Raw genomic sequence first — 19,178 nt, forward strand, 5'->3', positions numbered from 1 at the left:
AAAAAAGAGACATTTTAACTTTGCTAAAAAGTGACATTACAACTTTGCGCCTACAGCGCTAGTGCGTATTATGTACGTTATGTTAAATTGATTTCGGTGTTTATAAGGCAGGTATCTTTATGCGATGCCCTGCCTTTATGTTGTATCGGTACTCTCTGAATTCTACTGTGTATTTAACCAGAGTGGCTATTTACCATAAAATACCTAATAACCAGTGATAATAATCTTCGATTTTACCCCTAGCATTAGTTAGAGCTTAACCGCCAGCAAATTTAACTTTGTAGCCTTTCTTTTCAAGATGCGCTTTGAGCTTGTCACGAGCGTCGCCTTGAATCTCGATGTTGCCATCTTTTACTGAGCCGCCACAACCACATACTTTTTTGAGTTCCGCAGCCATGAGTTTTAATGGTGCGTCATCTAGGTCTAAGCCTGTTACGATAGAAACGCCTTTGCCTTTACGGCCTTTGGTTTCTTTTTGGATTCGAACAATACCATCACCTTTAGGGCGCTGGACTTTCTCTTCTTCAGGTTTAATACGACCTGTTTCAGTTGAATATACTAGGCTCATAATTTTACTTCTTTTGCTGTGCTGCTTTTTGTTTTGCGAGTAAGAAAGCCTCTATATGACGCTGGATTGCAATCTTGCCACCTTTAATTAGGCGCCCGTTAAACATGCAATACCAAGCGTTAGGCTCACCGCTATCATTTTTAATTTGGTAACCATGGAAGTTTTCAGCTAAGCCACCACCAGACGCTCTCGACTTGTTTAACGCTGTGAATTCTTTCGGGTCAATAAGGGTCGCAGTATCAATCCACCAATCAATACTCTTTTTCACAGCAGGTAAATTGCCTTGAATAATGTTGTTTTTTAGCTTGGCACGCCAAACGGTGTTGTTTGCATCCGCTGATTGTAGAGGAACGCCTCGGTAAACTGAATTTGCCATATCCATTGATCATCGTTTTGTTTTCATTACGTTAATCATAAGTATACTTCTAATGATATCAAGCATAATATGGCAAAAACACCTGTTGAGGTACGGTAATTTGAGAAAAAAAGTCCCTATTTTATCGGACTCTGTGATAATTAATTCATTTGTTGAAAAATTAAACAGCCACGCGACAATTGAAATTATAGATGAGTTAACAGGATATCAGTACTCTCGAAACTCCTTGTTGGGTATCTACAGTGATTGGAATCGCTACCATGCGTTCTGTACTAAAAATCGTATCAACACACTCCCAGCATCCATCACTGCTGTTCGGCGTTTTCTTGAGACTGAATCCAGTGAAAGAAAATTCTCGTCTTTGAAACGTTACACTGCAACACTTAGCTTGTTGCATACTGTGTTGAGCTTTGCTAACCCAATCAAGCATAGGCAAGTTCGTTTTACCCTGCTCCACTTGCAATCTCGAATGTCTGGCGACTCTAAACAAACCAATGCCATGACATCCGCACACCTTACTGAGTTAAACACGTTACTTTCCCATGAGAAATCGAGCTTAAAAGAGATCAGAGATATCGCGATTTATAATGTGATGTTCGAGTGTGCTTTAAAGCGATCTGAACTAAGGGCGTTGTCGATGGATAATGTGGAGAGCGTTGAGAATGAGTACCAGATTACAATAAAAAATTCAGTGTATAGGCTATCGCGAGTAGCAAGCGCCGCACTTGAGCGTTGGTTTTCGTTTACTGGAACACAAGACGAGTTGCCTGTATTTCGTGCGATAGACAAACATGAAAATATCAGTCTGCAACCTTTAGATGATTCGTCGATCTACAGAATATTGAGAAGAGCAAGTGACTTACTTCAATTGGCTGACAACCACCATTTCTCCGGGAACTCTATTCGTGTAGGTGCCGCACAAGAACTGTCGAAACAAGGCCTTAAGGTGAGAGAAATCCAAGATTTTGGTCGTTGGCTCAGCCCTGCAATGCCTGCACAATATGTGGGTTATTCGGGTACCTCTGAGAGTGAGAAGATGAAGTTTAAAGCACTAATCCCTTGGCAATGAGCTGATGGCTTTGTTAAGAGGCGGCTTGTTTATCTACGGTTTTTTATAGGCAGATTGTTAATAAACTGCTTAGTCAATCAACTGACTTTGCAAACCAAAAACTTCCGACTTAAAAACAAATAGCGCCTTGGCAGGTAAGCTCAAGGCGCTATTTGTTATCTAATGAGTTATATAAAACGGCTAAGATATTTTGGGTGAACTAAGAAAGGCTCGTTCTCACGCAGTTCTCTAAGAACTGGCTGAATTTGTGGCCGTCATGTTCAACCATTTTTGGGAACATGGAAATTGGCGTCATACCTGGGAAGGTATTCACCTCGTTCAGGTAGATCTCATTGTCTTGTGTTAAGAAGAAATCGATACGAGACAAGTGACGAAGCTTCATCTGCGTGAATACCTTGCGGGCGCTGTCTGCAATCAATTCACGCTGTTCATCGGTTAAGTTAGTTGCTTCAACTTCAGTAATTGAGTGGCTGTCTGCACTGTACTTCTCTTCGTAAGAGTAAAATGCGCCATTAGGTGCAATCACCTCGCCTGGCTTGCTTATCTGTAGTTCGCCATCAATTTCATAAGCGGCAACTTCTAGCTCTCTTGGCACCACGGATTTCTCAATAAGCACTTGATCAGAGAAGGTAAATGCCTTGTTGATTGCTTCACTTAATTCTTCTGCTTGATTGACTTGGTAACAGCCAACGGAAGATCCCTGACGAGCCGCTTTGACGAACACTTTTCCCCAACTTTCAAAGGCTTGTGTCGCCTGCGCATGAGCTTGTTCAGTGTTGTCGGATAAGAACAGATAAGGCGTATTTGGGATACCCAGAGCGTCGTACCAAAGTTTTGATGTGATTTTATTGAAGCTGTTGTTGCTTGCTTCAGAACCACAACCTAGGTACGGAATCTTAGCCATTTCAAACAGTGATTGAATGTCACCTGTTTCGCCCGGGAAACCATGAATACATGGAACAATGAAATCGACTTTTGATTCTAAGTTGTCGCCACGTAAGGTTTGATCGTTAATATCAAGATAAACCAACTCACCAGAATCAAGACACCAGCCTTCGTTTTTAATTTCAACTCTCACAACGTTAAAATCTGCAACGCTATTAAGTTGTTCAAAAAGGTAATTGGCTGAAACGATCGACACTTCATGCTCTGAAGATCCACCGCCGCAAAGTAGAAGGATGTTTGTGGTGTTCATGGGTAAATTCGGTCCTTGAAACTAGGAATACTGACTTCAATGATAAACAAAAGTCGAAATAGGTACAGTGTTTTGAATGCTAAAATCGTCATCTAAGGAGTGAGCGATTAACTATTAAACAAAACTAACCGTCATAAAACAAAAGAAGGAGCATTTGCTCCTTCTTTATGATTTAAAACTTAGTTTAACTTGTTAAGCGTTGGGTATTCAGAGTTCTTGATATCATCAATGCTCTTAACGAATGGCTTTAAGTTTTGAAAACTGCTCGGCAAAGATGAAATCGCCTTTTTAGCGTCTAAGCGTGTCGCGTAGTCACCGTAAAGTACAGTGAACCACTTCGTGCCGTTAACCATTTTGTAGTTTTCCCAAATTGGCTGGGAAGTGGTTGGTAGCATTTTTACAAAAGAATCGACTTTGGCTTGGCTGCCGACAGCAACAACTTGAACTGTGTAACCAAAGCGTTGGTTCATGTCTTGTTGCTTCTTGGTTGGAGCTGTAATTGTTGCAACCGGCTTAGCTCTAGTCGTGTGAGTGATTTTTTGTTCTACAGGTGTGGTTCTGACAACGTTGACCACGTTCTCTTCAACAACGGCAGTCTGCTCAGATTGAGATACAACTGGAGCTTCAACTTTAGCCGTTTTGAACTCTTCTTGATAGCTATCTGACGTTACATTGGTAACGTAGTTGTCAGATACACATGCAGCCAAGAGCAGTGGCAAAGTCACAATTGCAAGTTTTTTCATGGAAAGCTCTATATCCTTAATAATAATTACTATAAATCATGCCGATACGTCGGTTTAGAATCAAGTTAACTTTGAGATTATACACCATTAGTGGGTGACCTATTTCACAAACTTTATGCAGTGTCTGCTTATTCATCTTAATTCGGTGAATTTGCCATCAACCCGTGAATGAAAAGTAAGTTACGATGAACTTACGTGCATTGCTAGGATATGTCTATGAATCATCTTGATCCCCTACTTAAACCCCGTTCAATCGCTGTTGTTGGTGCATCTCAACGAGAAACGCGTGCAGGATATATCGTCATGAACAATTTGTTGCACGGGGATTTTAAAGGTGCGGTGATGCCGGTAACACCAAAATACGATTCTGTCGCAGGCGTCCTCTCTTACAAAAACATCTTGTCGCTACCTATCGTGCCTGACCTTGCTATTTTGTGCACTAATGCGACACGCAATGTGGCTATTTTTGAAGAGTTGGCCGAGAAAGGCATCGCTTCCGTTATTGTGCTCTCCTCAGACATGCAACAGCAAAGTGATAACAGTGAAACGTTTGATGAGAGATGTATTGCAATCGCCAAAGCAAACAATATTCGGGTACTTGGTTCCAATAGCTTGGGAGTTATTGTCCCGTGGTTAAATTTGAATGCCTCTTTTTCTCCGGTGACGGCGCTGCCAGGTAAAATCGCCTTTGTTTCTCAATCCGCTGCAGTGTGTACAACGATTCTAGATTGGGCGAACGATAAAGAGATCGGCTTCTCGGCGTTTATCTCGATAGGTAATGGCAGTGACATAGAATTCTCGGAGCTGTTGGATTATCTGAGTACCGACTCTCACACCGAAGCAATATTGCTTTATGTTGATAGTATTAAAGATGCGAGGCGCTTTATCTCTGCTGCCCGTGCTGCGTCACGTAATAGACGAATTCTAGTGTTAAAAGGCGGGCGAACCGCTAAAGGCCGGGCGGCGGCCATGCTACATACTGGCGGTGCCGATACGTTAGATATTATCTATGACTCAGCGATCCGACGCAGCGGCATGTTGCGAGTTAAGAACTTACATGAACTGTTTGCAGCGGTAGAGACTCTGACTCATTCAGTACCACTACGTGGAGAGCGCTTGGCTATTGTGACCAATGGGGGCGGCCCAGCGATCATGGCGGTGGATACCCTTTTTGACCGTGGTGGTAAACTTGCCGAGTTTTCTGAAGATACGCTAGAGAAACTCAATAAGGTTTTGCCATTGAGTTGGTCTCAGAGTAATCCAATCGATATAGTTGGTGACGCCGGTGAGCAACGTTATATCGATACGATAAACATCTTGTTAGATGGTGATGAAGCGGATGCGATTCTTATCATGCACAGCCCTTCTGCGATCGCACATTCAGCTAAAACAGCTGAACGAATTATTGAAGCCATTAAAAAGCATCCTCGCCACAAGCGATTTAACATTCTAACGAATTGGTCTGGTGAGCTAACAGCAAAGCCAGCACGAAAGTTGTTTACCGAAGCGGGTTTCCCAACCTATCGAACACCTGAAAGTTCAGTAGTCGCATTCATGCACTTGGTCGAGTACAGGCGTAACCAGCGTCAGTTAATGGAAACGCCAACCACGGCAGAAAAAGTCCATATTGAAGATCTAGCAGATGCAAAAAATTGGATAGAACGACAACTACTGGATAAAGATACAGTCAGCCTTGATACGCATCAAAATAGCCAATTTTTCAAGCACTTCAACCTAGATGTATTACCAACTTGGATAGCTTCTGACCCAAGTGAAGCGGTACATATTGCTGAAACGATTGGTTACCCAGTCGCAGTTAAACTACGCTCGCCAGACATTGCACACAAGTCGGACGTGCAAGGAGTCATGCTTAATTTAAGAAACAGCAATGAAGTCGCCAATGCGGCTCAGGCGATTCTCGATCGCTCTCAACTGTCGTTCCCTACTGCGCATATTCATGGATTGTTAATTCAAGGAATGGCCAAACTCGCCGGCGGGCAGGAGCTACGTGTAAAAGTGACAACGGACGAAACCTTTGGTCCTATCATTTTACTTGGTCAAGGAGGTTCTGAATGGGATGAATCCATTGACGCTGCTGCAGCCTTTCCACCACTCAATATGACACTGGCGCGTTACTTGATCATTCGAGCGATAAAAAGCGGCAAGATTCGTCTGCAAAAACTACCTAACCCGATTGATATTGAAGGTCTCTCTGAATTGTTGGTGCGTATATCTCAGATGGTAGTAGATTGCCCTGAAATACATGATTTGGATATCCATCCAGTACTGGCCAATGGTGACAAGTTCACGATATTAGATGCCGATATCATCTTGAAAGCATACCAAGGCGATCCTCAAGAACGTCTTGCGATTCGCCCTTATCCAGTCGAATTGGAAGAGAATATCGTACTTAAGGACGGCACTGAGGTGTTGTTACGCCCGATCCTTCCTGAAGACGAGCCGCTTCATGCTGATTTTATTCATCGTGTATCCAAAGAAGACCTTTACAAGCGTTTCTTTAGTGATGTGGGTGAATTCAATCATGAGGCGTTGGCTAACTTTACTCAGATTGACTTTGATAGAGAAATTGCATTTGTGGTCGTTCGAAAGGAACAAGGCGTACCCGCGATTATTGGCGTATCGAGAGCGTTGATTAACCCAGAGAACACCGATGCAGAGTTCGCTATTCTGATACGTTCCGATCTGAAAGGCGTCGGATTAGGCCGCATTTTGATGACTAAGGTTATTGACTACTGTCGTACAAAGCAGACCAAGCAGATGTCGGGCATGACGATGCCGACCAACCGAGGGATGCTGACACTAGCCCAGAAGCTGGGCTTTGAGCTAGATATCAGTTTTGAAGACGGCACTGCAGATATGGTGTTGCCGTTACTTTAACGCCCATGTTTTTTTTAGGTGTTGAATACACCAAGACTTGGCGTCGCCCATTTTGTTACGTCGCCAAGCCATTACGATGTCGATAGGCTGTGGTTCGGTACCCGAAATTTGTTGTAGAACGCCAGATTCAATCAAAGGTTTAGCTACACTATTCGGTAAGGTGCCGATCCCTAACCCTGCAGTTAGAGCCTCTACCTTGGCTGGGAAGCTTGTTACGGTTAAACGTGGCTGCTTTTCTAGAATATTGATGCTTAATGCAGGTTGGTCACGCGCTGTATCTGCAATTGCGATAACCCTGTAACTTTCTCTCGCCTTTTGGTCGAAATTACCAGATCGCTTATGAACATAGTGATTCGATGCTGCAACCCATACCATTTCCATCTTACCGATAATGTCACTTTTCATATCGTTTGGTATGGTGTCAACCTTTGGGCACACCAATAAATCAGCTCGGCCGTCTGAAAGAGATTCCCAACATCCAGCTAGAATCTCTTCTTGTAATCGAACCCTAGTTTTACTTATTTTTCCGAGTTCATCGACTAATGGGAAGAAATTAGCAATCGGAATAATGCCATCAAAGGCAATCGTTAAATCCAACTCCCAGCCATTAGCAAGAATACTCGCGTCATTAACGAGCTGTTCAGTGGCACCAAGAATGATCCTTCCTTGCTCTAATATTAACTGCCCCGCTTCCGTGAAATTTGCACGGTGGCCTGAGCGATCAAAAATCATAATATCTAAGTCTTGTTCTAGCTTCTGGATTTGATAACTCAATGAAGAAGGTGCTCGGTCCATTTCATTAGCCGCTGCCGCAAAGCTTCCACGACGATCAATGGCATCTAATATGTGTAAGGCTTCAAGTGTTATTGGGCTATGCATAACTTTCCTACTTTGTAAGTGAGAACTAAATCACAAAAAGAGAAGCATTCACATGGTGAATGGAACTGAAAAACTCTTTTTAATACATGTGTTTAATAACGCTAATTATGAATTAGTTGATAATATTGAAAATTATTTAAATGCAAATAACAGTAATTATCATTTAGATCCAATATCATCTTTCGCAAATCAAGATGATATTATGGAACTAAGGTAACTATCAGATGTATAAGCAATCCCTACTCTCTGCTTCAATCGTTTTAGCGCTTTCATCAACATCAGCCTTTGCTGAAGATTATGCCCTATTTGACGAGGTTGTTGTATCAGCAACGCGTACCGAACAAAACAAAGAAGACGTTTCAAGCTCAATTGAGTCTGTCTCTGCAAAAGACATAGATAATCAAATGTCTAGCGACATAAAGCAAGCTCTTCAATACACGCCAGGAGTAGAAGCTCAAGGCGGTGGCCGTTTTGGTATTTCAGGCTTTAACATCCGCGGTGTTGAAGGTGATCGCGTTAAACTTATGGTAGATGGAGTTCAACAACCTACACCATATAACCCTGGCGCTTCTGAGCAACGTAAATATTCGAATGCGATCGAAGTCGATACATTAAGTGTCATAGAGGTGAATAAAGGCCCTGCTTCTACGCTTTACGGTTCAGATGCCATTGGTGGTGCAGTACTGCTAAGAACTAAAAATCCAGAGGATATGCTTAGAACTGACGGGGATGAAAACCGTTTTGGCATCAAATCTACCTATACATCTGCAGATGAACAGTTCAAGAACACAGTTTCTTGGGCGATGCGTAAAGATAAGTTAGAAACGATCGTTATGGCGACATACGCTCAAGGCCACGAGACAGAAACTCATTCATCAGGAAGCGAAGTTCAAGGTCCTGATCGTGGTGCAGAGAACCCGGCAGATACGGAATTAAGTAATATCCTAGCGAAAGCATTCTACAATGTATCAGATTCAAATAAGGTTGGTATTACGGTTGAGCATTACCAACGTCAATATGATGAAGATGAGCTAAACTACAATGGCTATCAGCTTATGCCAGGCTTTGTATATACTGATAATTACAACAAAGACACCAACAAACGTTTTCGTGCAACATTGGAACAACAGCTTAAACTAAGCTCTTCAATTGCTGACTCTTTAGACTGGTCTCTAAGTTACCAAGACTCAAGTTCTCTGAATAAAAACTACGATACAACTCGCTTCAACGGACGCCGACTTCGTGAGCGTGATGCATCAGATGTAAACATGCAGCTTGATACACAGCTTTCTAAGTTAGTGAATATCGATGGTGCGGATCACGAATTCACATATGGTTTCACATACCTGCAGAATGACTTTGAACTAGAAAATTACGACCATAAGTTTGACCGAGGCACTGTTACACCGGGTAGCACTGGTATCCCTGATGCAGAAATAACGCAATGGGGTGTGTTTGTTCAAGACCAAGCATTTTTCATGGAAGACAAGTTGATTGTAACTGGCGGTCTTCGTTATGACTCATTTGTTGCTGACCCATCAACGGATGAAGGCTACAAGACTCAATATGAGAAGAATAAAGATGACGCCGTCACAGCTAAGCTAGGTTCAGTTTACCACATCAATGATAACCTATCGGTATTTGGTCAAGTTGGGCAAGGGTTTAAAGCACCTTCAGTTTACGACCTCTACTACTTCTATACTCGAGGTGCCATCATTGAAGCTAACCCTAACTTGAAAGCCGAAAGAAGTATCTCTTACGAGCTTGGTCTTCGTGGCAATAATGAACATGCTCGCTTTGAACTAAGCACTTTCTACACTGATTACTCTGATTTCATTAACCAGACGAAAACGGGCAAACAAGGCGGTAAAGACGTATACACCAAAGAGAACTTAGATAAAGTAACTATCTATGGTGCAGAGCTTTCTTCAACGATTAATCTAGACACTTTGTTAGACGCACCATTTGGAACCTACACTCGTTTAGCGGTCGCTTATGCTGATGGTGAAGATAAATCTACGGGTAAATCCATTGATTCTGTAGCACCACTAACGGGTACGCTAGGTCTTGGAATCGAGCGCGAGACTTTTGGTTCTGCTTTAAATGTTAAGATGGTTGCTGCGAAAGATGAGTGGAACTCCGATGACAACGTAAACGTGGCTGGATACACAGTTGTTGATTTGACTGCTTATTACCGCCCTGTCACGGATTTAACCTTACGAGCGGGTCTATTCAACGCATTAGACAAAAAATATTGGCTGTACAATGACATGTCAGGCCGTGGGCACGATTCTAAGTTCAACACCGATATTAAGTCTCAACCGGGTCGTAACTGGGGTATATCTGCAAACTACGAGTTCTAACTGGTTAGAAATCTAGTTCGTTGTTGAGCTAAGTTTATTAAAGGCCTAGGTCATTAAAGATCTAGGTCGTTCCAAAATAAAGCCATACAAAAAAATACTGTAGAAACTAAAAAGCCAGCTTACGATAAGCTGGCTTTTGTTATTTCACTAAAAGTTGTATCAAAAAGGGGTAAAGTGAAATTATTTCTCTGCCATTTCTTTCTTAACCATTACTGCAGCAGCAATGATGAAAGTGATGATTAGGCCTAGTTCCATGATTAACTCCAAAGAAAATTAACATTAAACATATAATTCGCGAGCATGATAACAACAACCGATACAGAATGATACTTTTTAACCACCAAATCACTTTTTATTCGATTTAGATCAAAAAAGATGCCCTAGAGCATCTTTTTGTACGTTAACTATTCATGAAATCACTCAATCAACCAGGGAAACCATCAGGATTTGTTGATTGCCAGCGCCATGTATCTTCAGTCATTTCAGCCAGTGTGCGTGTCGCATTCCACCCCAGTTCTTTCTGAGCTTTCGCTGGGTCGGCCCAACACTCTGCAATATCTCCGGGACGACGCTCAACGAGTTTATAAGGTATCGCTTGGCCGCTCGCTTTCTCGAAGGCTTTAACCATATCTAATACACTTGAACCGTTGCCAGTACCTAGGTTATAGATGTGAAGACCGTCTTTACGCCCTACTTTCTCAAGTGCTGCAATGTGTCCATCAGACAGATCCATAACGTGGATGTAATCACGAACACCAGTGCCATCCTTTGTTGGGTAATCACTACCAAATACAGATAGGAATTCACGTCGGCCAACTGCAACTTGAGATACAAATGGCATTAGGTTGTTTGGAATACCACTTGGGTCTTCACCGAGTTCACCACTTGGGTGTGAACCTACGGGGTTAAAGTAACGTAATAACGTAATGCTCCAATCGGGGTTAGCCTTTTGGAAGTCAGTTAAGCACTCTTCAACCATGAGCTTGCTACGACCGTAAGGATTGGTTGCGCTTGTGGGAAAATCTTCTGTGATAGGAACACTAGCAGGATCGCCATAAACCGTTGCTGAAGAGCTGAATACTAATGTTTTTACGTCAGCGTCACGCATTGCATCGACAAGGACTAACGTGCCATTTACATTGTTATCGTAGTATTCGAGAGGTTTGGCAACAGATTCGCCAACCGCTTTCAGGCCCGCAAAATGAATAACAGCTTCAATATTGTGTTGCTTCATAGTTTCAGTTAAAAGCGCTTTATCACGAATGTCACCTTCAATGAAATCAGGACGAACGCCAGATACTTTTTCGATACGTTCTAAAACGCTTGGTTTACTGTTGTATAAGTTATCGAAAAGCACAGGTGTCATACCTGCGTTAATCATCTGGATACTTGTGTGGCTACCAATGTAACCCATGCCACCTGTAACTAAAACATTCATGTTTAGCGGACCTTTTAATTAAAAACACTCAACCTACCTCTTATGATACAACAGCTTAGGGTTGAGTCACAAACGCCTATGGCAGATACACCGCACGAGAGAACGAAAACTGACCTTTACCTTGAATTTCACTTAGACGTACACCTCACCGCCAACCTTCAGAATTACATTAATGTCGCCATATGAATCATCACCTTACGTTTGCTCCCTAAACCGGAAACAAAATAGATGAAGCGCTGTTTGTCGAACACTTGTTTTTCAATTATCTTTAACCATAGTTTCTATACGTTATTGATGAAAGGAAGCATTGTTCACAATCCGTTCTTTGGCGGGTTTGAGACATGCCGTGACCTTTATAGTAAATGCAGTTTTTAGTGTCGAAAACTTGAATTAGGTCACTGTTTATTTATGGTGTTTATAAGACCGTCATTACTCACCTCAACGTAAAGGGTTAGCACCACGTGACAACGAAGATTTTGCTTAATTGCGACATGGGAGAAAGTTTCGGCAACTGGAAGATGGGCGATGATGAGTCGATCATGGAATGGGTCGATATGGCAAACATCGCTTGTGGCTTTCACGCGTCTGATCCGCACGTTATGTCTAAGACCATAAAACTAGCGCAGTACTATCACACCCAAATTGGTGCCCACCCTGGTTATCAAGATTTAGTCGGGTTTGGTCGCCGTTCTATTCCACATACCATGGACGAGATCAGTGAGCTGGTTTGCTATCAAGTTGGCGCACTACAGGCTCTTTGCCGCTATCACCACACCTCTGTTGGTTATGTGAAACCTCATGGTGCCCTTTACAACGATATGATGGCGAACATTGATGTGTTTAATGCCGTTGCCCAAGCCGTTGCTGAATTTAACATCCCCCTAATGATCCTCTCTTCGTCAGACAATCAGCAGTATTTAGATATTGCTGACGATCATGACTTACCCCTCTTGTTTGAAGCGTTTGCTGACCGTGCATACTTGAATAATGGGCAGTTATCGCCGCGAACTCAAAAAGGCTCGGTTTACGTCAACCAAGACGACATCTACAACCAAGTCATGCAAATCATTAACTATGGCTCTGTTACGACTTTAGAGGGCGAAAGACTGCCTATTGAAGCCGATACCATCTGTGTTCATGGTGATAACCCCCAATCCATCGCATTAATTAGAAAAATCAGACAAGACCTCAACGCTTTTAATTAGTATTGCGAAAGCTAGAAAGCGGTTAGCTAAAAGAAAGCGATAAGATAAGACCACAAAACAAGAAACCATGGCCAATTACCAAAGCTCATTACGCTGTGATTGGCACGAATGGTACTTTAAAGCGTATTTCTTCGTATCAGTATGGAAGCGAAATGAAGATGAACAAGATTGAATTCAATATCGACCCTGTCGCAGAGTGCAGTGTTCTCGTTACATTAACTTCAAGCGTGACGCAAAGTGTAGAGCACAGTTCAAGTGCAGATGATTCTCGATACATGGCCCACTTTTCTGAGGCCATTCGACAACATTTCGCGTCAGTATTAATGAACGTGACACCGGCTTATCACACAATATTGGTGGATTACCTACCTTATCGAATTTCAGAACATCAGCTCATTGAACAACTCAACTCTTTGTTGAGTCATGCTATTTCGTCCTTCTCTAGTGTTAGTAACACGCGTAACACTATCGAGCTTCCCGCTTATTACTCACCAGAAACAGCACTCGATTTAGACCGATATCAAGCCAAAGGCATGTCGCTCGACGATATTATTCAATATCACACCTCACAGACATACAGCGTCAGTGCGATTGGATTTACCCCTGGCTTTGCGTTTATGTCTGATGTGGTCAACGAGCTTGCTTTGCCTCGTCATTCAACCCCTCGCTTAAGAGTACCGAAAGGCAGCATCGCCATCGCGGATACGAAAACGGCGGTGTATCCTTCGGACTCACCGGGCGGTTGGAATATTATTGGCAATTGCCCGCTAGCACTGTTTGATCACAGCCAATTGAAGAACGCTGATACCACGCAAACGCCGCTGTCTCGACTTAATGTCGGTGACACAGTCCGTTTCATCGCGATTTCAAAACAAGAATTTGTTGAGCTTAGTTTTATGGAGATTAGTGGAGATGTCGCTAATGGTTAATACAATAGCTAAACCAACACTAACAGTGATTAAACCCGGCCCGTTGAGTTTGATTCAAGACTTCGGACGATTTGGTGTCGCTCATCTCGGGTTGACACAAGGTGGCCCTGTTGATGATTACTCGTATAGCTGGGCCAATCACCTGCTCGGAAACCCAGTCAACCAAGCAGTGTTGGAAATCACGCTTGGGCAATGCGCGTTACGAATCGATTTTGATTGTGAGATGGCATTATGTGGTGGCGATTTACAAGCGCAGCTCGATGGTAAACCACTGTCGAACTGGCGTACTTTTCAAGCTTTCTCAGGGCAAGTCCTCTCATTTGGTTTACCTAAAAATGGTCTAAGGGCGTATTTAGCCGTTAAGGGTGGCTTCGATGTTCCATCAACTCTTCATAGCTGTTCTACGGTGACTCGTGAAAAGATTGGTGGATTAACGCAAGATGGACAGCCATGCCAGCAAGGGCAACACATTGCTTTTACCCAACACCAACTCTCTCGCCCGTTTAAAGCGTTGAGTGTCACCTTCCGATACACGCCTAATTACAACCTACCAGTGAACCTGCGAGTGATTGAAGGCTATCAAAGCGAGCTGTTCTCAGAGTCAGCAAAAGCGACTTTGTATAACGTACAGTATCACGTTGACCAAAATTCTAATCGCATGGGTTATCGACTGAGTGGCGAATCGGTTGATTCACCTGATATTTCGCTATTGTCAGAAGGCATTGCCTTAGGTGCGATTCAAATCCCCCAAGATGGGCAACCTATCGTGTTGCTTAATGACAGACAGACCATTGGTGGCTATCCGAAGATTGGATGTGTTGCCAGAATCGATTTACCGCGCTTAGCACAAGCCAAACCTGGACATAAAGTCTCGTTTAGTAAAGGCGATCGCTTAGGATTACAAGATGTTTGGTGCCAATGGGCTCAGTTTTTCGGCTATTAGTTCTTGCTCTGTAGCTAAAAGTAATTGCCTAAAGATGTAGTTCGGTTGGTTTTCGGTATATTAGCTGGCGTTTGAATGAAGGTTCGGCTTACCTGTCAAAGTAAGCCGAATTGAAGATGTTTAGCGTAGTAGATTATGACTGAGTATTAAGCGTGATCTTGGCCTGATACCTTTGCAAGGGCTTCTGGGTATCCGCGTTCTTGTGTCAAATCTATCGCTTTATTCTCAATATTCTTTAGATTAAGTGACATTGTCACTGAGTGTGTATTTTCAATCGATACTGACTCTGCGACATCAAACCAATGCTCAGCGACCTTTTGCGCTGCCTCTAAGGTTGAAGATGCTTTGACTACTTCAAGTCGAGCATAGCGATCACCACAGAATGACACGTCTGAAGCTCTTAAGCTCGGATCGGTTCCCGGAATCTGCTGTGCACCGAACAAAGGCTTACCACCTACCAGTGCAGAGCTAAAACTTGGGATGAACTGAGACATATGCGTTATCGCAGCGCGAGTTCTTAATTCGAGCTGCTCTTCACTCCAACCTGATACGATTTTCTTAAGAAGCTTAGAAGGCAACTGAGGCTGTGATGAATCTGTTGATGATGAAACAAGCCCACCCTCAAATAGAGTAATCCCTTCTGTCATACCGTGAAGTTGGAATACACCATCAGCGTACGGTGTTAACTGAGCCATGCCTTGCGGTGTGCCTCTCGGGCCATGGAAGATAACCTCTGGCCACTCTTCCTTACATTCTTGCGAATACGGCCACTGCGTAACGTATGCGGCTTTGAACTCAACAAGCCTTTGTTGCTTAGAACCGACAAAGTCATCCACGATGCCCGTTTCAAAGCCACTTGCATTAATCAAGTAGTCGGTCGTTAGGTGACAGCTTTGGTTCTCAGCGTCTGTATAAGTCAAAGACCAACCTTGCTCTAACGATTCAACAGATTGTAATCGGCTGTTGGTTAACACGGTACAATTAGATTGTTGCCCCAAAGAGAGTTGAGCGGTTGCTGATAAGCGGAATACGCTCCAGCCATACTCTTGAACCATAGCAACAGGATACTTAAGGGTTTCTAGATCCGTATGTTTAGCGAAAGGAATACACCATTCATCAAGCGATGTTGGTTTCAGAGGCTGTGTTTGAGCAGCAAGTGCTAGTAACTCTTCTTTACTATACAGCTTGTAATACTCTTCCGGTTTACCAAGCACTTGGTTGCTTTTATCTTGATTAACAAGCTCAGCATAAGCGTTCTTGATTATCTTTAGGCGCGGAAGAAGATCCAACGGCTCTCCACCATCACTGTGTGGAACAGCGATAATTGTCGGACGAATATTGATCGTATGGGGAAACAAGCGGACGGTATCAATTGACTGAGTGAGCAACTGAAGACACTGCTCTACAGAAATATCTCGATACAAATTGCCACCAGCATGCAGATGGCAAATTGGTGGACCATTAACCAAACTCGGTCCTTTTTCCAAAATAGTGACCTTATAACCCAACTCACTAAAATGAATTGCGCTCGTCGTTCCGGCAATACCACCACCAACAATGGCAATAGAAGGCTGATTTGTATCCGTTTTGTTGTGGTTCATCGTGTTCTGTAGAATATGATTAACTGCCGCTATTCTACTTTTGTTCTGCTACGAATTAAAACACATTTTTATCAAGGTCTTAGATAGGCAGTATTTAATATCTATGTAAAAAACCTAAATAATCTCTTGACTCAATAACTCCAGATTGAGTTTTAAAGGTTATTATAACCGTCACATTTGTCCTAAGTGACGCCACATAAAGGCTGCCTCAGTACTCTTAAAACATAGATGTTAACTTATCCCTAAAGTTATCCACCGTTTTTGTGGATAACTGTTGATAACGTTCTTGCTAAGTTGCGCAAACCCTTTGTTTACAGGGACCAACCGCTGTTCATTAAATCGGCATTATTGCGCAATTAATTTTAAAAAATACTAAAAAAACGGGAAATTAAGGTGCGATGTTCGTAACTTGTGCTACGCATTGGTCAAATAAAAAGCGGTCTAAAGAGACGTCTTATAAATAGTGAACGACTAAGTATAAGTAATGTCACTTTTAGACCGTTTTAAGCATTTGTGAGATCTCGCTAGCGACTAGCCAAAATCCTTGTTTACTGGTGCCAACAAACGTTTGATTAAGCTATTCACTACCGCGGCCAATGTGATAAACGTCAGCACGGGTAGCGCTATCCACAGTATTGGGTGGAGTGAAGGTTCTAACTCAAAGCCAAAGTTCATTACCCCTGCAACACTGAGTTCAGAACCTAGCGCAGCAATTGAGCCAGCTACTAACGCCATCACCCCGTATTCACACCAAATAGTGTTAAGAATACGCTTCTTACTCGCGCCTAAGGTTCGGTACAAGCGTATCTCTTGTTGTCTTTGAGATAAGCTCAGTCGCAACAGAGTGAAGATAAGCAATAGCCCCGCCACTACACCTAACGCGGCAAGTACGGTTATCGACCAAACAATCTGTTTGAGCAACTCTTGGATCTTGCTACCCATTTTACGAATGTCCATCAAACTCACGGTCGGGTGATTTCGAGATAATTCGTTGAGCATTTGGTTGTGTTGCTCTTCTAATCTGAAGCTCACCAACCAAGTAGAAGGAATAGCGCTCAAAACATCGGGAGTAAAAATGAAATAGAAGTTTGGCTTCATTTCACGCCATTCTACTTTTCGGATGCTGTTCACCTTGGCAGAGACGTTCTGGCTGTTGATTGTGAATGAAAGATCATCGCCAATTTTCAAACCAAGTTGCTCTGCGACATCGGATTCCACAGATACGCCCTGCTCTTGTGTCCAGCTGCCTTCTAATACTTCATTGTACTCAGGCAGGCTATCTCCCCAAGTGAAGTTGATCTCACGACTTAGTGCATCTGTTTCTTCTGAGGTCTCGCTGTATTTCGCCGCCTCAACGCCGTTAATGGTTGTGAGCCTTCCTCGTATAATTGGAAACGCTTGAGTACGCTCTACTTCGTTTGCATCAATCGTCTCGAGATAACTGTCTTTCTCATAGCTCGCAATATTCAGCGCAAACGCATTTGGCGCGTTTTCAGGCAAAGTTTGCTGCCAATCTGACAACAAGTCACTTCTCACTAGCCATATGATCGATAACAGCATCAAAGACAGCGCTAAAGAACCAAATTGAATCCCTGTTGCTAATGGTGTGCGATTAATTCGGCTCAATGCCAAGCGCATAGATGTCGACGTCGGCAGTTGACCCACCAAACGCAGAACAAACGTACTGACAATCGCGAGTACTAAGAACAGGCAAGCGATACCCGCTAGAACTATCCATACCAACAGATTGTCACCGTACATCAGCATCATTGGAATAATAGGTACTAGCAACAACAGGTATTTCTTGTAGCTTTCATTAGACTGGTGACTTGATTGAATCACGCTGATTGCCGAAGTGCTTACCAAGCCAATTAACGGAATACCAAGAGCAGGCACACCAATGAGAATGCTTGATAAAATCGCCAAAATGACAGGTTCAATACCATAGCTAGGAAGTGGTGTTGGTAATAAGTCGCCCAGAGGTATACGAAGCAAAAATTCTAAGCCGATACCGATGGTAATTCCCAGTACTGCACCAATAACCACCAACAGAGACACCTGTATAGACAACCATTTAATGATCCATTGTTTGCTTGCCCCTAAACTCTTAAGCATCGCAATGGTTTTACGACGACTCGCAACATAATGTTGGCAAGTGAGTACCAAAGTGGTCGCAGCCATGATCACAACGATAGCAACCGTTAGCGATAAGTATTGAGTCGTACTTTCGAACATCTCGTTGGTACGACTGGCTGAGTCTTGTGTACGCCAGCGATCACTTGGTGTCAGTTCGATACTGTCTTGTGCTGCTTTGAGTTTCGATTCATCACCATTTAAAAACAACCTAAAGCTAACGCGGCTACCTGGTTGGATTGCGCCTGTCGCTTCAACATCATTATTGTGAATCAGAACAGCAGGCATTTGTTGGAAAGGGTTAAAACTCAGGCCCGGTTCTTGCGCGATACGCCCTGTAATTCTTAAATCGGCATCGCCAATAGTGACATTGTCACCAATTTCAACCTCTAGCTGCGCAAATATACGCTCATCAAGCCACAATTCACCCGGTTCAACATGATTGCTTACCGCGCTATCTGCTCCTTGCAGTATCATTTCGCCGCGTAAAGGATAATTGCTCTCTACGGCTTTAACGGTAACCAACTGCATCGAGTTATCACTGAATGCCATGGTTGAGAAGCGAGTTAACTGAGAGCTTTCTAACTGTTCAACCTGAGTCAGATCTAACAAAGGTTGTGGGATTGGGTTTGCCGATACAAATACACTGTCGGCGGTTAACGCATCTTTGCCCTGCTTTACGATCACTTGTTCCATACGCTCAGCTAAAGCTGAAAGCGCGAACACACAAGCTATAATGAGCGTTAGAGCGATGGATACCGGCCATAGCTGACCATGTCGAATCTCTTCGATACTCCATGAAAACAGTCGTTTGTTCAGTCCGTGTGATGAATTCAAT

At 43.1% G+C, this 19,178-nt stretch carries 14 protein-coding genes; 6 read left to right on the forward strand and 8 right to left on the reverse strand.

Annotation, left to right across the window (positions count from 1 at the left end; all coding sequences use genetic code 11):
- Window positions 1-256: 256 nt before the first annotated feature.
- Both yciH and AB6D07_RS09630 read right to left on the reverse strand, forming a co-directional pair.
- Complete coding sequence (yciH, locus tag AB6D07_RS09625) at window positions 257-568, reverse strand: stress response translation initiation inhibitor YciH (RefSeq protein ID WP_009845368.1); 312 nt, start codon at window positions 566-568, stop codon at window positions 257-259.
- Window positions 569-572: 4 nt separating this feature from the next.
- Window positions 573-944: a DUF3319 domain-containing protein gene (locus tag AB6D07_RS09630; protein WP_029222765.1), complete on the reverse strand. Its 372-nt coding sequence runs from the start codon at window positions 942-944 to the stop codon at window positions 573-575.
- A 100-nt stretch (window positions 945-1,044) separates the two neighbouring features.
- Here AB6D07_RS09630 and AB6D07_RS09635 point away from each other — a divergent pair, with 100 nt between their 5' ends.
- Window positions 1,045-2,013: a tyrosine-type recombinase/integrase gene (locus tag AB6D07_RS09635; RefSeq protein WP_017102133.1), complete on the forward strand. Its 969-nt coding sequence runs from the start codon at window positions 1,045-1,047 to the stop codon at window positions 2,011-2,013.
- A 199-nt stretch (window positions 2,014-2,212) separates the two neighbouring features.
- Here AB6D07_RS09635 and AB6D07_RS09640 read toward each other — a convergent pair whose 3' ends face one another.
- Window positions 2,213-3,208 carry a D-alanine--D-alanine ligase gene (locus tag AB6D07_RS09640; protein ID WP_017102134.1) on the reverse strand — a complete coding sequence of 332 codons (996 nt, stop codon included), beginning with the start codon at window positions 3,206-3,208 and terminating at the stop codon, window positions 2,213-2,215.
- Between the two features lie 179 nt (window positions 3,209-3,387).
- Complete coding sequence (locus AB6D07_RS09645; protein WP_009845372.1) at window positions 3,388-3,951, reverse strand: SPOR domain-containing protein; 564 nt, start codon at window positions 3,949-3,951, stop codon at window positions 3,388-3,390.
- 216 nt (window positions 3,952-4,167) lie between these two features.
- Between AB6D07_RS09645 and AB6D07_RS09650 the strand changes: the two genes are divergently transcribed.
- Complete coding sequence (locus AB6D07_RS09650; protein WP_017102135.1) at window positions 4,168-6,849, forward strand: bifunctional acetate--CoA ligase family protein/GNAT family N-acetyltransferase; 2,682 nt, start codon at window positions 4,168-4,170, stop codon at window positions 6,847-6,849.
- Here the strand turns inward: AB6D07_RS09650 and AB6D07_RS09655 are convergent.
- Window positions 6,841-7,728, reverse strand: a complete 888-nt coding sequence (locus AB6D07_RS09655; protein WP_017102136.1) for a LysR family transcriptional regulator — start codon at window positions 7,726-7,728, stop codon at window positions 6,841-6,843. The two genes, AB6D07_RS09650 and AB6D07_RS09655, sit on opposite strands and share 9 nt — an antisense overlap.
- Window positions 7,729-7,952: 224 nt before the next feature.
- On the opposite strand from AB6D07_RS09655, the gene AB6D07_RS09660 reads away from it, so the two are divergent.
- A complete protein-coding gene (locus tag AB6D07_RS09660; RefSeq protein WP_017102137.1) occupies window positions 7,953-10,091 on the forward strand; it encodes a TonB-dependent hemoglobin/transferrin/lactoferrin family receptor in 2,139 nt (712 codons plus the stop codon).
- Window positions 10,092-10,515: 424 nt separating this feature from the next.
- Here AB6D07_RS09660 and galE read toward each other — a convergent pair whose 3' ends face one another.
- Complete coding sequence (gene galE, locus AB6D07_RS09665; RefSeq protein ID WP_017102138.1) at window positions 10,516-11,529, reverse strand: UDP-glucose 4-epimerase GalE; 1,014 nt, start codon at window positions 11,527-11,529, stop codon at window positions 10,516-10,518.
- 461 nt (window positions 11,530-11,990) lie between these two features.
- Here galE and AB6D07_RS09670 point away from each other — a divergent pair, with 461 nt between their 5' ends.
- From AB6D07_RS09670 to AB6D07_RS09680, 3 genes are all read left to right on the forward strand, one after another.
- Window positions 11,991-12,734 (forward strand): 5-oxoprolinase subunit PxpA, encoded by a 744-nt coding sequence (locus AB6D07_RS09670; protein ID WP_029222766.1) that lies wholly within the window; start codon window positions 11,991-11,993, stop codon window positions 12,732-12,734.
- A 152-nt stretch (window positions 12,735-12,886) separates the two neighbouring features.
- Window positions 12,887-13,663, forward strand: a complete 777-nt coding sequence (locus AB6D07_RS09675) for an allophanate hydrolase subunit 1 (RefSeq protein ID WP_017100551.1) — start codon at window positions 12,887-12,889, stop codon at window positions 13,661-13,663.
- Complete coding sequence (locus AB6D07_RS09680; RefSeq protein WP_029222767.1) at window positions 13,656-14,606, forward strand: biotin-dependent carboxyltransferase family protein; 951 nt, start codon at window positions 13,656-13,658, stop codon at window positions 14,604-14,606. The genes AB6D07_RS09675 and AB6D07_RS09680 overlap by 8 nt, the downstream gene beginning before the upstream one ends.
- A gap of 146 nt (window positions 14,607-14,752) precedes the next feature.
- On the opposite strand, the gene AB6D07_RS09685 is transcribed toward AB6D07_RS09680, so the two are convergent.
- Together AB6D07_RS09685 and AB6D07_RS09690 are read right to left on the reverse strand one after the other, a co-directional pair.
- Complete coding sequence (locus AB6D07_RS09685) at window positions 14,753-16,207, reverse strand: FAD-dependent oxidoreductase (protein ID WP_017100549.1); 1,455 nt, start codon at window positions 16,205-16,207, stop codon at window positions 14,753-14,755.
- Between the two features lie 531 nt (window positions 16,208-16,738).
- Window positions 16,739-19,177 (reverse strand): ABC transporter permease, encoded by a 2,439-nt coding sequence (locus AB6D07_RS09690; protein WP_017100548.1) that lies wholly within the window; start codon window positions 19,175-19,177, stop codon window positions 16,739-16,741.
- Window position 19,178: the final 1 nt, after the last annotated feature.

The sequence above is a fragment of the Vibrio sp. 10N.239.312.C11 genome (assembly GCF_041466065.1).
In the GTDB taxonomy this organism is placed as follows: domain Bacteria; phylum Pseudomonadota; class Gammaproteobacteria; order Enterobacterales; family Vibrionaceae; genus Vibrio; species Vibrio tasmaniensis_A.

Coding starts and splice junctions, on each gene's coding strand:
- yciH (WP_009845368.1), bottom strand. CDS start 568: ATGAGCCTAGTATATTCAACTGAAACAGGTCGTATTAAACCTGAAGAA.
- AB6D07_RS09630 (WP_029222765.1), bottom strand. CDS start 944: ATGGCAAATTCAGTTTACCGAGGCGTTCCTCTACAATCAGCGGATGCA.
- AB6D07_RS09640 (WP_017102134.1), bottom strand. CDS start 3,208: ATGAACACCACAAACATCCTTCTACTTTGCGGCGGTGGATCTTCAGAG.
- AB6D07_RS09645 (WP_009845372.1), bottom strand. CDS start 3,951: ATGAAAAAACTTGCAATTGTGACTTTGCCACTGCTCTTGGCTGCATGT.
- AB6D07_RS09650 (WP_017102135.1), top strand. CDS start 4,168: ATGAATCATCTTGATCCCCTACTTAAACCCCGTTCAATCGCTGTTGTT.
- AB6D07_RS09655 (WP_017102136.1), bottom strand. CDS start 7,728: ATGCATAGCCCAATAACACTTGAAGCCTTACACATATTAGATGCCATT.
- AB6D07_RS09660 (WP_017102137.1), top strand. CDS start 7,953: ATGTATAAGCAATCCCTACTCTCTGCTTCAATCGTTTTAGCGCTTTCA.
- galE (WP_017102138.1), bottom strand. CDS start 11,529: ATGAATGTTTTAGTTACAGGTGGCATGGGTTACATTGGTAGCCACACA.
- AB6D07_RS09675 (WP_017100551.1), top strand. CDS start 12,887: ATGAAGATGAACAAGATTGAATTCAATATCGACCCTGTCGCAGAGTGC.
- AB6D07_RS09680 (WP_029222767.1), top strand. CDS start 13,656: ATGGTTAATACAATAGCTAAACCAACACTAACAGTGATTAAACCCGGC.
- AB6D07_RS09685 (WP_017100549.1), bottom strand. CDS start 16,207: ATGAACCACAACAAAACGGATACAAATCAGCCTTCTATTGCCATTGTT.